Below are 14,596 nucleotides of genomic sequence, written 5' to 3' on the forward strand. Positions count from 1 at the left end.
ATTCTAATTTATATTCCACCTCCCAGTGCATGATAAAGTTTGATAATACTCTGTATGCGGTCAAAGCTGGTTTGCAACCGGTTTGTCTCTGCTTCAAGGAGTGACTGTTGGGTAGTTAATATTTCCAGATAGGTGGTACCGGAATGGCGCATCAACAGTTCCGTCTTTCGCACAGCTTCACGCAAGGTTTCAACCTGATGGGTGTTTATTTCAAATTGCGATTTTGCCGTCTGCCATGCGGTTAAGGCATCATTCACCTCTTTCCCCGCGTTCAGTAATGACTGTTGGTATAACAATCTGGCTTCTTCCTGACGGGTTTGAGCAATTTTCAAATTAGCGATATTTGTTCCACGGTTGAATAACGGCTGTGTCAGCGAAGCGATTGCATTGAACAGCCACTGTCCGGGATTGGTGATTACCCCGCCTCCATTGTTGGTCCAGCCCAATGTACCCGAAAGAGTGATATTGGGGTAGAAGGCCGAGCGGGCTACATTGGTGGCGTAGAACGCTTGAGCCAGTTCCATTTCAGCCCGACGAACATCAGGACGATTGGATAATAACAGCAAAGGAACTCCGACAGAGATTGTATCGGGGAAAGACGCTTCTGCCAAATCGCTCCGCTCAATCGAGTGCGACGGCATGGCAAGTATCGCCGACAAGGCGTTTTCTGTCTCAGAGATACTTTTGCATATAGCCAGTTGCGATGATTCCAGCTGCATCACGTTTGCCCTTGCCTGCAACACACCGGCATCATTCGCCTTGCCCACCTTTTTCAACGCTTCAAGTGTGCGCACGGTAGCCTGCCAGTTTTCCAAAGTCCGATGATTTATCACCTTTTGCGCATCAAGCAGGGCGAGGGTATAGTAACTGTCCGCTATCGTAGCGACAAGCTGTGTCTGTACGGCCTGCCGGTAGTCACGACTTCCTTGCAATGCGGCAACCGCACCACGCTTTGCTGCCGTAAGTTTGCCGAATAATTCAAGCTCCCAACTTGCGGACGCTCCCACATTGTACGCCTTTGCCGTAGCTCCGTCATATTTGTTTCCGCTGCCTTCCGCACTGATTCCCAATGAAGGGAGGTACGACAGTCTGGCTGTCATCAGGGCGGCTTCTGCCGCTTCCACTCGCAGGCGTGCCACATTGAGGTCGGTATTCTGCCGGAGTCCTGTCTCAATCAAAAACTGAAGTTTACGGTCGGTAAACATCTCCCGCCATGACATGGATGCAAGCGTTGTTGTATCAATGCCAGCCGGGATATTCCGGTACAGCTTCTCTGTCGGAATGTCAGCCCGATGATACCGGCTGTATGTGCCACAGCCGGTAAGCATCAAGGTTGATATGGTAAATAAGATGATCTTCTTCATTTAATTACGTTTAATCCGTTCTTGAATATATTGAAATGTGATGAACAGTGACGGTACGAGGAACAGCAGTGCCAGCGTACCTACTATCATACCTCCGATTACGCCCGTGGCGAGCGAGCGGCTGCCGTTGGCACCCACACCATGAGCCATCATCAGCGGAACGAGTCCGAACACCATAGACAATACGGTCATCAGGATGGGGCGCAGGCGAACCTTTGCCGCACTGTATGCCGCCTGCGCGAGGGTCATGCCTTCCGACCGCCGCTTGCCGGCATATTCGGTCAGCAGAATGGCTGTCTTGGCAAGCAGCCCGATAATCATAATCAGTCCGGTCTGCATGTAGATGTTGTTCTCCAGCCCGAACAGTCCCGCGAACAGGAAGCTGCCCATCAAACCGCAAGGCACGGACAGCAACACGGCAAACGGGATGAACACGCTTTCATAGAGGGCACACAGTATGAGGTATATCAAGACCATGCACAGCACGAATATCCACACGGCATTGTTCGTCGTATTGCTTTCTTCGCGCGACAACCCTCCCAACTCGTAGGTGTAACCTGACGGGAGAACGTGGTCGGCAGTTTCCCTTATGGCCTTCAATACCTGTCCCGAACTGTATCCTGTTGCCGGCGACCCGCTGATGGAAATGGCATTGAACATATTGAAGCGGGTCAGGTCCGACGGACCGTTGGTCTTGGTAAGACGGACAAAATGGCTCAACGGCGACATGGAGCCGTCGGAAGTACGGACATACATGCCGTCCAACGATTCGGTGTCCATGCGATATTCGGCAGGAGCCTGCATGGTGACATGGTACAGTTTTGAGAAGCGGTTGAAATTCGATACATATTCTCCCGAAAAATATCCCGAGAGTGTTGACAGGACATCGGAAGGAGACACACCGGACTGTTCGCATTTGGCAGCATCTATATCCACCCAGTATTGCGGATAATCAGCCGCGAACGATGAATAGACCTCACCGATCTCCGGTCTGCCCGACAACGCTTCCACAAACCGGTCGGTCACTTGGCTGAAGGCGGTTATGTCTCCGGCGTTTTTGTCCTGCAAGTACAGTTCAAAACCGTTGCCCATCCCATATCCGGCAATCATCGGGGGCGACATGGCGAATACGGTGGCATCGGGAATATCGGCGGTGGCGGCATAAATACGGCCTATTACATCGTTCACCGACTGCCCTTCCCCTTTGCGCTCGTCCCAATCCGTGAGAGTGAGAAAAGACATGGCCTGCGAAGGTCCCGAGCCACTGAAAGAAAAGCCTGCCACAGTACCGTTGTATTCAATCTCTGCGATACTGTCAAGACGGCTGTTTATACGTTTTAGGGTTTTGCCGGTCTGCGCCATGGATGTACCGGGTTTCGTGTTCATGCTGACCATGACCGTGCCTGTATCTTCTTCAGGAATAAGTCCGGTCTTGGTCGTATTGACAAAAAGCACCAACAGCCCGAACGATACCGCGATAGTGCCCCACAGCAGCCACCTGCGATGAATGACATATAGCACACCGCGCACATAACGACGGCTCAAACGGTCAAAAACCGCATTGAATGCCTTGCGGAAGCGTGCCGCGAAGTTGTTCTTCGTGTTCCCGTGCTCGTCAATGTAAGGCTTCAGCAGCAGGGCGCACAATGCCGGAGAAAGGGTGAAGGCATTGATGGCCGAAATGCCCACGGCAACCGCCATCGTGATACCGAACTGCGTATAGAACGCCCCTGAAGTACCGCCCATCATGCCCACAGGGAAGAACACCGCCATGAAAATAAGGGTGGAGGTCAGAATGGCCGACGACACGCCCTTCATGGCATCATCGGCGGCAAGCACCGGAGACTGATACCCCTCGTCGAACTTCGCCTGCACGGCTTCCACCACCACGATGGCATCGTCCACCACCGTGCCTATGGCAAGCACAAGGGCGAAAAGCGTAAGCAGGTTGATGGAAAAGCCTATCAGTGACATTACGGCAAACGTTCCGATGATGGACACGAAGATAGAAATCGTGGGAATCAGCGTGGACTTGATGTCCTGTAAGAACACATACACCACCACGATGACTAAAAGTATCGCCTCGATAAGCGTCCTGATGACAGAATGGATGGAGGCATTCAGGAACTTGTTGGTGTCGGTAAGCACCACAAACTCTGCCCCTTCGGGCAAATCGCGGCTGAGGTCATCGAGTACCTCGTGTATCTCATTGATGGTGCTTGATGCGTTCGAACCGGATTTCTGGTTTATCATCATCATGGCTGCCGGATGTCCGTTCACTTCGGATGAATAATTGTAATACTCATCGCCCAGCTCTATATCCGCGACCTCTTTCAATCGCAATACATCGCCGCCGGGCAGGGACTTGACCACCAGTTCGCCGAACTCTTCCGCAGTCGAGAGCCTGCCCCGGTATTTCATCGTGTACTCGTTTGCCCCGTCGGAGTTCTGTCCGAAAGAACCGGTGGCGGCCTCAATGTTCTGCCGTGCCAATACCGCCGAAATATCATCCGGGATAAGCCCGTACCCCGCCATCTTGTCCGGTTTGAGCCACAAACGCATACTGTAGTTCGAGCCGAACAGCTGTGCCTTTCCGACACCGCCTATACGTTTCACCCGTGGCTCGACATTGATTTTCATGTAATTGTTCAGGAAAGTCTGGTCGAAACGGTCGTCGGGTGAGTAAAGCGCGAAAGTCATCAGCTCGGCATTCTGCTGTTTCTCTGTCGTGACGCCGCTTTTGGTGGCTTCCGCCGGAAGCTGGCTTAACGCGCCATTCACACGGTTCTGCACGTTCACCGCCGCCATGTCCGCGTTGGCACCCTGCTTGAAATAGATGTTGATGGAAGCATCGCCCGTGTTGGATGCGGTAGAGGTCATGTAGATCATGTCCTCCACTCCGTTAATGGCTTCCTCAAGCGGGACGATTACCGCTTTCTGCACGGTTTCGGCATTCGCACCGGGATAGGTACAGAACACGTTGACAGTAGGCGGTGCAATGTCGGGATATTGCTCCACCGGGAGCACTTTGATGGCGATGAGTCCCATCAAGACAATCACCACGGAAATAACGCCCGAGAATACCGGGCGGTCTATGAAAAATCGTAGATTCATGGGGTTACGTTTTTAGGTGTAACAATCATTCCTTCCTTTACAAGTCCTACCCCTTCGGTGATGATGGTGTCGCCCACGGACACACCTTGCTTCACCACGAAGTGGTTACCATCGTTCAGACGGTCCACGGTCAGGTAGGCTGCTTCGGCCTTTCCGTTTCTGAGGCGGTAGGCGATAATCTTGTCCTGCAATTCCACGGTGGCGGTCTTGGGCAGCAGGATGGCATCCGCATCCACTCCTTGCAGGACGATATTGCCGATGGTGCCGCTCAGCAGCTCACGGTCGGGGTTGGGGAAGCGGGCTTTGATTTGCACCGCCCCGGTGGTGGCATTGACCACGCCACTGACAGTCTCTATGCGTCCCTTCCGTCCGTAGAACGTGCCGTCATTCAGTTGCAGGCCGACTTCCGGCATTTGGGAAATCATCTTGTCTATGGAACCGTATTGTGTCCTGAACTGACGCAGCTTGTTTTCGGAGACGGAGAAATAGGCGTACATTTCCGCATTGTCGGAAACTACCGTGAAGGGCTGCGTCATGCCGGGACTGACAAGTGCGCCGATGCGGAAAGGAAGCGTGCCTACCACTCCGTTGCTGGGACTTTTTATCTCGGTATAGGAGAGATTGTTGCGGGCATCCGTTTCCTGAGCCTTTGCCTGTTCGAGTTCGGCAAGTGCTACCGCCAGCCCGTTGCGGGCAAGAGAGAGTTCGTAATCGGATATGACTTTCTCATCAAACAAGGCTTGCTTGCCTTGCAGCTCGATCCGTGCCGTTTCCACTTTTGCCTGTGCTGCGCTGACGTTTGCCTGTGCGGTGCGCAAGGCTGCCTGATAGGGCACTTGGTCGATGACGGCAAGCACTTGTCCCGTCTTAACCTGCTCCCCTTCTTTCACACACAGGCGGGTGATACGGCCCGACACTTGGGGTACTATGTCCACATCCTGCCGCCCACGGATGGAGGCGGAATAACTTTCTTGAAATTCAACTGCCCGGGAAGAAACCACCATGACGGGCAATGTCTGTCTCATTTCCTGTTCCCTCTGTTCTTGTTTGCAGGCTGTCAATAATGCAGCCAGCAGGCTTGTTACCGTGATGCCGGCTATCCATGTTCTTCTATTCATCATCTGTTCTTATTGTTTTTCCATTCCTTATTCAATACCGCATAAATGCAGGTGTCCTCATACCGTGGTGTTCCATCGGGATGGCACACAAACGATATGAATTCCTTCATGCATCCTTCATATCTCATTCCGAGACGTTCGCACAATCTTTTCGACCGCAGGTTGTCATCCTCCACAAAGCCGTAGATGCGACGTGCGCCTGCTTCACGGAAAAGGTAATCCAGAAATTCCGTTGCCGCTTCATGCGCCAATCCCTTGCCCTCGAAGCGTTGGTTGAAATGCCAGCCCACGTTGAATGTGTCGGCTTCTTCACGCAATGCAAAAACATCACCGATTATGAAATCGTCTTCCTTCAGGCACACGGCATAGCGCAGCAACTCCTTTGGAGTATTGGATATATAAGCCAGTGCAGACTCTTCAGAGCACAAGCGTTCGCTCACGAAGCAGTTGACACGCGGATGGGAGAGGTATTCCAGCAAACCAACGGCATCCTTCTCCTGAAAATCTCTGATGATAAGGTGTTCTGTTTCAATAATCATAAGTCGCCAATTTTGGCTGCAAAGATATTCCATACCCAATTTGCCGACAACCGGCATGCAGTCGAAACGGAAAAAAACATTTATAAAACAGCTAAAATGGCTTCTGAAATGTCATTGTAAATGCTCTTTTCAAAGATGCACATCTTTGGGCAGTTAAGCCATGCTTCTTGATGCGTCACCTTCCTACAGATTACCAAAATCATACCCTGTTTTGGCAATCTACGTTCATTATGCAAGCATCGAATACAGTATAAATGATAGAACCATCTGTCTCGACACTCCTTTTATCTGTTTCAACTGCTGTTTTGTCTGTTTCATCCGGTTTCGACCTATCAAATGAAAAAGCAAAGTCGTACCTTTGCAACATGAAGTAACTTTGCAACCAAATATGATCAAAGAAAATGTAAAAATAATGAACTGGCGGAACGGCTTCCTGCTATCGCTCGTTTCCTATATCCTCTACCTTATTATATGGTTAATTCTTGATGACGAAACCGCCAACCAATTACCGGGAATGGCGACAGTCGATTATGTCGTCGATTTTTTGTTGTGTATGCTCTTTACCTACATATCCTTGGGGTTCTCTTACCTTGTTTTTAAGATTTTGCCGTTCAGAACATCTTATGTGTGGGTGATTGTCTATGCTTCCTGTCTTTTGACGCTGAATAACCTCGTTGCGTTCGGCATGACATCTCTGTTCAATCTTTTGTGGGATGAAACCGGCAACGGGCTTCTTGACGAACTGATCAACATGAAGGGGGCTTACACTTTTGCCATGATAGCCACTTTCATATCAAGCGTTTATGCCAACACATTCTTCCTCCAGTCATACATCAGGGCGCGCGATGAGAAGCAGGCTCTTGAAATGGCACTGATGAAGGAGAAGGAGATTGCCTTACAGTCGCAACTCAACTCGCTGAAGCTGCAAATTAATCCGCACTTCATGTTCAACAACTTCAACAACCTGCTGGAATTGATAGAGGAAGATACCAAACTTGCCGGCAAGTTCCTGAGTAACCTGTCGAAAGTGTACCGGTACATCATCACCAATCTGGACCGGAATCTGATTCCCGTCAGAGATGAGATAAAGTTCCTTGAATCATACTTGTATCTGATGCAGGTGCGCCACGTCGGAGGGGTCGTCACGAACATCAGCCTCGAACTGAAAGAATGCAAAGGATACCTTCCCCCGGCCGTGTTGCAACTTCTTGTGGAGAATGCAATAAAGCATAACGGTTTTTCGATGGAAAATCCGTTGTTTATTGACATCACGTTGTCTGACGACTATATCACAGTGCGCAACCTTAAATCTTCCTTGCTCTCAAAAATGGAATCGACCGGCTTGGGTCATAAAAACATAATAGAGCGTTATTCGTTGCTCTGCGATAAAAAAGTCAAGATAGAAAATGCCGAGAACTTCTATTCGGTGAGTTTGCCCATCATAAAAAAACAGTCCCTATGAAGATACTGATTCTTGAAGACGAACAGCGCAATGCCATGCGTCTCATTAGATTGCTGAACGACATTGATACGACGTTTATAATTGAAGGACCACTTACAAATATCAAAGAGGCGGTCGATTTTTTCCAATCAGGCAAAACAACAGACCTCATCCTTGCGGATATCCGCCTTACTGACGGCCTGAGTTTTGAAGCGCTTAAATATGCTCCGGCAACCGTTCCAATCATATTCACCACCGCATACGATGAATATGCGGTACAGGCTTTCAAGTTCAATAGCTTTGACTATCTTCTGAAGCCTTTGGATGCCGATGAACTTGAAGCTGCCATAGATAAAGCTACCAAAGCTGGCAAGAATTATGCTGACGAAAATCTCCGGCAGCTTTTCGATTCGTTGCAGAAGAACCAGTTCCGCTATCGGGAACGTTTCCTGTTGCCCTATCGTGACGGGTATAAGACCGTACGTGTTTCGGACATCAACCATATCGAAACCGAAAACAAGACGGTATACCTTCGTCTTAATAATGGAACTTCAGAAGTTGTCAATATGTCAATGGACGAACTCGAACAGCAACTCAATCCTGATTGCTTCTTCCGTGCCAACCGCCAATACATAATTAACATAGAATACGTATTGTTTCTTTCTAATTATTTCGGAGGGAAACTTATTGTCCGCTTAAAAGGGTATCCGAACACAAAAATAACCGTTAGTAAAGAGAAGGCTCAACGGCTAAAAGAGTGGATTGACAAATAGTCTCTGCCATGCTATGATAACATTTCTGTACTCACTTTCAGTTAGAAAAAACTGAATATCTCGCTACTCCATGAGGAACGCGCGGATATTCTTTATAATCGCTTGTTCCAGTTCGTATTCGGAATGTTCTTTCGAAAGGCCCACAAGGTCGAATGTATATTCGTCTTTCAGGGCAAGTATGGCCTGGTTCTTTATCTTCTCCGGCAAGGTCATGTCGAAGTTGCTCTGACCGAGCAGATAATTTTCGTAGGTCTTTGCTTCTATCTTGTTGATAAGTACATCTTTCGTCCAGCCGTATTTCTTGGTTGACAAGATGTAGAATTGCCGTTGTTGCATCTCTTTGCACTTGGTCAGAATGACGATGTGCTTCGACCAGCTAATTTCTCCAACTAACGGTTGGAGAATTTCATTCGACCGGTATTCGGTATAAAAACGGGCCATGTCCCACATGTTGGAAACACCGAATCCCTTTATACCCAGAAACTCCTTTTGTATGTACCGCGAAAGGTTCTCCATGACGGATTTTCCCCAGCCCAAGGCCGCTTGTTGTTCGGTAATCCGCCTGCCGATTTCCCAATACAGGGCGATCATCTCTTTGTTTACGGCCTTCAATGCCTCGTATTGGGGCGACCGGATGCGGGAGGTTATCTCGTTTCTGAAATCGAGATATTCGGGAGATAAGATGGGAGTATTCTTTTCAGTCATAGGTTATTCATTATAATCGGTTACAGGGGTAAGTTTTTCTTTTGATTATGCACAGGATTCCCTTGTCTTATCCCATCTTCTCCGGATTTCCGGTCTGTCGGCAGCATTCCCCGTTGTACGACGCTTTCTCCCTTTTCTATACCCGTTCCGTCCTTTCTCCCTTGTACGCATTTTCCTCCCTCTTTTAGCTGTCGGTTTCCGTGCCCAGCCTTGCAGCGACCTGCGGGGTATTATTTTTCCGCGAAGGTAACGGGCCGTTCCAATCTTGCCAATGCCGGCTGCGCCGCGAGTGAGGCGCAAAAATCTTCCTCTCCGTTGTCGAGCGTATTTTTTCGCTTCAGCCTTGTCCGATTGTCCCTGCCACCTTCAAGAGGCAGAAAAATAATCCCGGAGGCCGCAAACAGGCCGAATAAAGGGAAACAAACAAGGTTAAATTATGAGTTACAGCAAATTAAAATCACTGGTGGCAAACGTGGAAGCCATTGCAACGGCAATGAAAGTCCGTATCGACGACCGACAAGCCACTGACGAAGAGAAAGAGGTATTATCCCGATATTCCGGTTTCGGGGGGATTAAAGATGTATTGAATATAGGAACGGAGCATACCGTCAGCGATGATGTGGCCGAGCCTATCCGCAAGCTGCAGGACTTGATAGGCGCATATCCCTATTATGACGACGCCATGCGGCAAGCCGTCATCAACAGTATAAAATCCTCCGTCCTGACTGCTTTTTACACACCGAAATTCCTCGTGGACGCAGTAACCCGGCAGATACACGCTACATTCAAGGATAACTGCCTGCAAATGAGTACCTTTCTTGAACCCAGTGCGGGAATTGGCGGCTTTCTGCCCGTCTCCATGCCCGGCACTCGCAGCTACGCTTTTGAAAAAGATTGTCTTACGGGGCTTATCCTGTCGCTTCTGTATGACGAGGCGACCACGGTAACGGCAGGCTTCGAGACGATAGCCGACCAGCATCTGGAGCATGAGAGCTTCGATGTTATCGCCTCGAATATCCCGTTCGGCAATTTCCGGGTGTTCGATGCGGAAATGTGGAAGAAAGGCGGCATGTACGAACAGTCAGCCAAGACCATACACAACTACTTTTTTGTCAAGGCAATGGAACTGTTGAACGAGGGCGGACTGCTGGCGTTCGTTGCGCCGAGAGGAATTGCCGACACGCCGGGCAACAAGTTCGTGCGCGAGTACCTCGTCAATCATGCCGACCTCATAACGGCCTTACGGCTACCCGATACCCTTTTCATGCAGACGAGCGGCATAGAGGTAGGGAGCGACCTTTTGATATTCCAAAAGCACAGCCGCAAGGCGACGCTCTCGTTACGGGAGAAGATGTTTTTGCAGGTCTCCAAGGAAAAGGTCGACACGGCAGGAACGATGACCGACTATGCGAACAAAATCTTTACCCTCCCCAAGACCGCCCTTGCCACGGACAGTCGCATTGCGCTGAACCAGTTCGGTAAGTACGTCCGCAAATACCAGTGGTTAGGCGATGGAAACGCCATGTCCCAATACCTTTCCGCACTGCTCAAATACGATTTCGACCGCTATTTTCGCAAGGCTCTTTTTGCCAATCACGGCCAGGACAACACCCCCGTGCAGATGTCTCTTTTCGGCGAGCCGCAGACGGTCAAAGGCATACGTGCCTACACGGAGGACATGGAAACATGGATGAAGAACGGCGCAATGGTCGTTTTCGAGGGGCAGGTAGGTACGCTTCGGTTTCGTAAGTCGAGCCGTTACACGGAGACAGCCGTTGATTTCGTACCCGTGGACGAGGGCAAGGTAAATACGGACAGGGCCGCCGACTATTTCCCCATACGCAAGGTGTATTTCGAGCTGTCCGGCAGGGAACGGGAAGAACAAAAGGAGTGCTCGGAACTGCGTAAACAACTCAACACCCTATACGACGCTTTTATTGCCAAATGGGGATTTTTCCACGACAACGACAACAAGGAGTTTATCTTGCTCGACAGCCTCGGTACGGAGGTGTTCACGATAGAAATGCAGGTCGGCAGGGACATCTTCAAAGCCGACGTTATGCGTGAACCTGTAGCTTTCAAGAAGATAGACACCGCCGTAACGCTGTCCCCCGTGGAAGCCTTGGCAAGCAGCCTGAACTTTTACGGCAAGGTCGATATGGGCTACATGGCACAAGCCACGAACAAGGAGGAAGAAGAAATCATCGAAGCCCTGCAAGGGGAAATTTTCTACAATCCGGCCAATGGGGAATGGGAGCACAAAGGAAAGTTCCTCTCCGGAAACATCATCGCCAAGCAGGAAGAGACGCTTTCCTTTCTCCCGAATCTCGCAGGCAAGGAGAAAGAATGGGCCGAAGCGTCCGCAAAGGCACTGGAGAACACCATACCCGAACCGATACCCTATGAAGAACTCGACATCAACATGGGCGAGCGGTGGATAGATACGAAGCTGTACGCCGATTTCGCCTCCGACCTATTCGGAGTGGGTGCGGACGTGATGTATTTCGACGTGAACGATACCTACTTGATTCGGCTGCAGGGATATTCGCCCGTGGCATACAATACCTATTCCGTGCGCAATTACAACGGCGAGGACTTGTTTGTACACGCCCTGCACGATACCGTACCTGAGATAACGAAAGAGGAATACCGGAACGGCAGCAAAATACGTGTGCCGGACGAGGAAGCCATGCAGGAGGCCGCCGCCAAGATACAGGAAATTAGAGACCGTTTCAACCGGTGGCTTGACGATGAGCCTTTGGAAGTCCGGGACGAACTGGTAAGGACATACAACGAGCGCTTCAATTGTTACGTGCGTCCGCACTACGACGGCTCGGCGCAGACGTTCCCCGGCCTCTCTTTCGAGCTGTTCCCGTACAAAGAACTTTATCCCTCACAGAAAGACGCTATCTGGATGATTAAGCAGAACGGCGGCGGTATCTGCTGGCACGAGGTCGGCACGGGCAAGACGATGATTATGTGCGTGGCCGCATACGAAATGAAACGTCTCGGACTGGTGCAGAAACCCCTCATTATCGGGCTGAAAGCCAATGTACACGAGATTGCCGATACATTCCGAAAGGCATACCCCACGGCCAAGGTGCTCTATCCGGGCAAGGAAGATTTCACCCCCGCCAACCGCAAGGAAGTGTTTTCAAAAATCAAGAACAACAACTGGGATTGCATTATCCTGACACACGACCAGTTTAGCAAGATTCCGCAATCCGAAGAAACCATGTACGACATATTCTCGGAAGAACTGGCCGATGTGGAGCGCAGCCTCGAAGTGCTGGAGCAATCCACTATGCGTTACCGGAGCGGCAGGATGCAGAAAGGACTGGAAACCCGGAAACAGAACCTTGAAGCCAAGCTCGCCGAACTGCAGATGAAGATAGACCTCCGGAAAGACGATACCATCGATTTCCGTTCGATGGGCATAGACCACATTTTTGTAGACGAATGCCACTGCTATAAAAATTTGATGTTCCAGACACGCCACACGAGAGTAGCGGGCATCGGCAATGCGCAAGGCTCGCAAAGGGCGATGAACCTTTTGTTTGCCATTCGGGACATTCAACGCCGCACGGGAAAGGACTTGGGGGCTACGTTCCTGTCGGGTACGGTGGTCGTCAATGCGCTGACCGAACTGTACGTGATGTTCAAATATCTGCGTCCAAGGGAACTCAAACGGCAACAAGTAAGCTGTTTCGACGCTTGGGCGGCTATCTTCACGAAAAAGGCCGCCGACTACGAGCTGAACGTAACGGGTACGATAAAGCGCAAAGAGCGTTTCCGCACTTACATCAAAGTGCCGGAACTGGCGATGTTCCTGCGGGAGATTACCGACTATCGTACAGCCGATATGATAAACCTCGATGTGCCGGACAAAAACGTGCGTTTCCTTTCCCATGCACCCACTATCCAACAGGAGGAAATGATCGGGCGGCTCGTCGCCTTTGCGCACAGCGGACAATGGGAAGATTTGGGGTTGGATATTCCGCAGCCGGACAATCTCGACAAGGCAAAAATGCTTGTTGCTACCAACGTGGCCCGTAAGATGTCTCTTGATATGCGTCTGTTGGGCGATAAGTTTACTGATGACCCGAACAACAAGGCTTCGATTTGCGCAAGAACTATTTATGATTATTATGTAAGTTCAAATGCCAATCGTGGTACACAGTTCGTCTTCAGCGACCTTGCCACTTACAAGCCGAACGAGTGGAACATCTATAGCGACATCAAGGACAAGCTGGTGGCAATGGGGATTCCTGCCGATGAAATCCAGTTTATCCAGTACGCCAAGACCGAACGGGCGAGAAAGAAACTTTTTGCGGACATGAACAGTGGCAGGGTACGGGTGTTGTTCGGCTCTACCTCGATGTTGGGAACGGGAGTAAACGCCCAAGAAAGGGCCGTTGCGGTGCATCATCTGGAGATACCTTGGCGCCCCGCCGACATGGAGCAGCGCAACGGTCGTGCGGTACGCAAAGGCAACACCGTTAAGCTCTGGGGAAACAATACCGTGGACGTGGTGATTTACGGAACGGAAAAGACGCTCGACGCTTACAAATTTAACCTGTTGAAAACCAAGCAAATGTTCATCAACCAAATTAACAACGGTACGATTGCTGTGCGCCGTATCGACGAGGACGCTATGGACGAGGATAACGGCATGAATTTCGCCGAGTTCGTGGCTCTCCTGTCGGGAAATACCGACCTGTTGGAGAAAACGAAGCTCGACAACAAGATTATGCAGCTCGAAAAGGAACAGGCCATTTTCAAGAAAGACCGTATCAGGGCCGAGCGTAAGATTGCGGCCAACCGGGAAGACATGACAAAGGCCGAGAGTGCGGCGGCACGCATGACGCAGGACTGGGAATATATCACCTCTTACACCGGAGACCGGACGACCCGGCTGTTGAACCTCGCACAAGCCACGGCGGAAGAGACCGGACGGGAGCTGCACCGCATTTCCAAGACCTACCGCAACGGGGCAATCGGTACGATAGGCACGTATGCCGGATTGAACCTGTCGGTGTACAGCGAGTATGACATGGGCGGTACATTCTACCGCAACACGTTCCTCGTCGAGGGCGTAAGCGGACTGAAATACCGTTGTGGCATATCGGGAGCATTGCCTCTGGGCTTCGTGGAATCCTCCCGATACCCGCAAGCCGCCCTCGCCAAGCTGCCCGGCATGATTGAGGAACAACGGCAGAAGATAGCCAAGCTGGAGAGCGAGATACCCGCTTTGCAGGGAATCATCGCCCGCAAGTGGAGCAAGGCGGACGAGTTGGCAAGGCTCAAACAGGAGTGCAACGCTTTACAGCATCGGATCGACGAAAGCATGAAAGAGGCGGAACGCACGCAGTCCGCCCTTTCCGAACACGAGGCCACCGACAAAGCGGCATGACCATAATTCATAGATTTAACCTTTTCCCTCTGTTCGGTTACAACACCGGACAGGGGATTTTTTCACCTTCCGGTCTGCCACGGCCATACCCGGTTGTAACGGAATCTTCCCCTTGTACCTCCAGCCACT

Annotated in this window: 7 protein-coding genes and 1 pseudogene; 3 read left to right on the top strand and 5 right to left on the bottom strand. The window is 50.6% G+C overall.

From position 1 onward, the window contains the following. Positions 1–8: 8 nt before the first annotated feature. The 4 genes from KG118_RS01240 to KG118_RS01255 are packed head-to-tail and all read right to left on the bottom strand — an operon-like array spanning position 9 to position 6,135. Positions 9–1,364, bottom strand: coding sequence for an efflux transporter outer membrane subunit (locus KG118_RS01240; RefSeq protein WP_007569361.1), 1,356 nt, complete (start codon positions 1,362–1,364; stop codon positions 9–11). Then, a complete protein-coding gene (locus KG118_RS01245; protein ID WP_007569360.1) occupies positions 1,365–4,478 on the bottom strand; it encodes an efflux RND transporter permease subunit in 3,114 nt (1,037 codons plus the stop codon). Continuing rightward, positions 4,475–5,599, bottom strand: a complete 1,125-nt coding sequence (locus tag KG118_RS01250; RefSeq protein WP_007569358.1) for an efflux RND transporter periplasmic adaptor subunit — start codon at positions 5,597–5,599, stop codon at positions 4,475–4,477. The genes KG118_RS01245 and KG118_RS01250 overlap by 4 nt, the downstream gene beginning before the upstream one ends. Continuing rightward, the gene (locus KG118_RS01255) at positions 5,596–6,135 is read right to left on the bottom strand and encodes a GNAT family N-acetyltransferase (protein WP_171059046.1); all 540 of its coding nucleotides are present in this window, start codon (positions 6,133–6,135) and stop codon (positions 5,596–5,598) included. Before KG118_RS01255 ends, KG118_RS01250 begins: the two co-directional genes overlap by 4 nt. Before the next feature lie 412 nt (positions 6,136–6,547). On the opposite strand from KG118_RS01255, the gene KG118_RS01260 reads away from it, so the two are divergent. Together KG118_RS01260 and KG118_RS01265 are read left to right on the top strand one after the other, a co-directional pair. Continuing rightward, positions 6,548–7,597 (top strand): sensor histidine kinase, encoded by a 1,050-nt coding sequence (locus tag KG118_RS01260; protein ID WP_226794729.1) that lies wholly within the window; start codon positions 6,548–6,550, stop codon positions 7,595–7,597. Further along, complete coding sequence (locus tag KG118_RS01265; RefSeq protein WP_007569354.1) at positions 7,594–8,349, top strand: LytR/AlgR family response regulator transcription factor; 756 nt, start codon at positions 7,594–7,596, stop codon at positions 8,347–8,349. Before KG118_RS01260 ends, KG118_RS01265 begins: the two co-directional genes overlap by 4 nt. Positions 8,350–8,415: 66 nt before the next feature. Here KG118_RS01265 and KG118_RS01270 read toward each other — a convergent pair. Beyond that, positions 8,416–9,054 (bottom strand): annotated as a pseudogene (locus tag KG118_RS01270) (DUF1016 N-terminal domain-containing protein); the annotation flags it as partial. A 436-nt stretch (positions 9,055–9,490) separates the two neighbouring features. Here KG118_RS01270 and KG118_RS01275 point away from each other — a divergent pair. After that, positions 9,491–14,467, top strand: coding sequence for an N-6 DNA methylase (locus tag KG118_RS01275; protein WP_007569351.1), 4,977 nt, complete (start codon positions 9,491–9,493; stop codon positions 14,465–14,467). Positions 14,468–14,596: the final 129 nt, after the last annotated feature.

It is taken from the genome of Bacteroides propionicigenes, assembly GCF_018390535.1.
Taxonomy (GTDB): domain Bacteria; phylum Bacteroidota; class Bacteroidia; order Bacteroidales; family Bacteroidaceae; genus Bacteroides; species Bacteroides propionicigenes.

Coding starts and splice junctions, on each gene's coding strand:
- KG118_RS01240 (WP_007569361.1), bottom strand. CDS start 1,364: ATGAAGAAGATCATCTTATTTACCATATCAACCTTGATGCTTACCGGC.
- KG118_RS01245 (WP_007569360.1), bottom strand. CDS start 4,478: ATGAATCTACGATTTTTCATAGACCGCCCGGTATTCTCGGGCGTTATT.
- KG118_RS01250 (WP_007569358.1), bottom strand. CDS start 5,599: ATGATGAATAGAAGAACATGGATAGCCGGCATCACGGTAACAAGCCTG.
- KG118_RS01255 (WP_171059046.1), bottom strand. CDS start 6,135: ATGATTATTGAAACAGAACACCTTATCATCAGAGATTTTCAGGAGAAG.
- KG118_RS01260 (WP_226794729.1), top strand. CDS start 6,548: ATGAACTGGCGGAACGGCTTCCTGCTATCGCTCGTTTCCTATATCCTC.
- KG118_RS01265 (WP_007569354.1), top strand. CDS start 7,594: ATGAAGATACTGATTCTTGAAGACGAACAGCGCAATGCCATGCGTCTC.
- KG118_RS01275 (WP_007569351.1), top strand. CDS start 9,491: ATGAGTTACAGCAAATTAAAATCACTGGTGGCAAACGTGGAAGCCATT.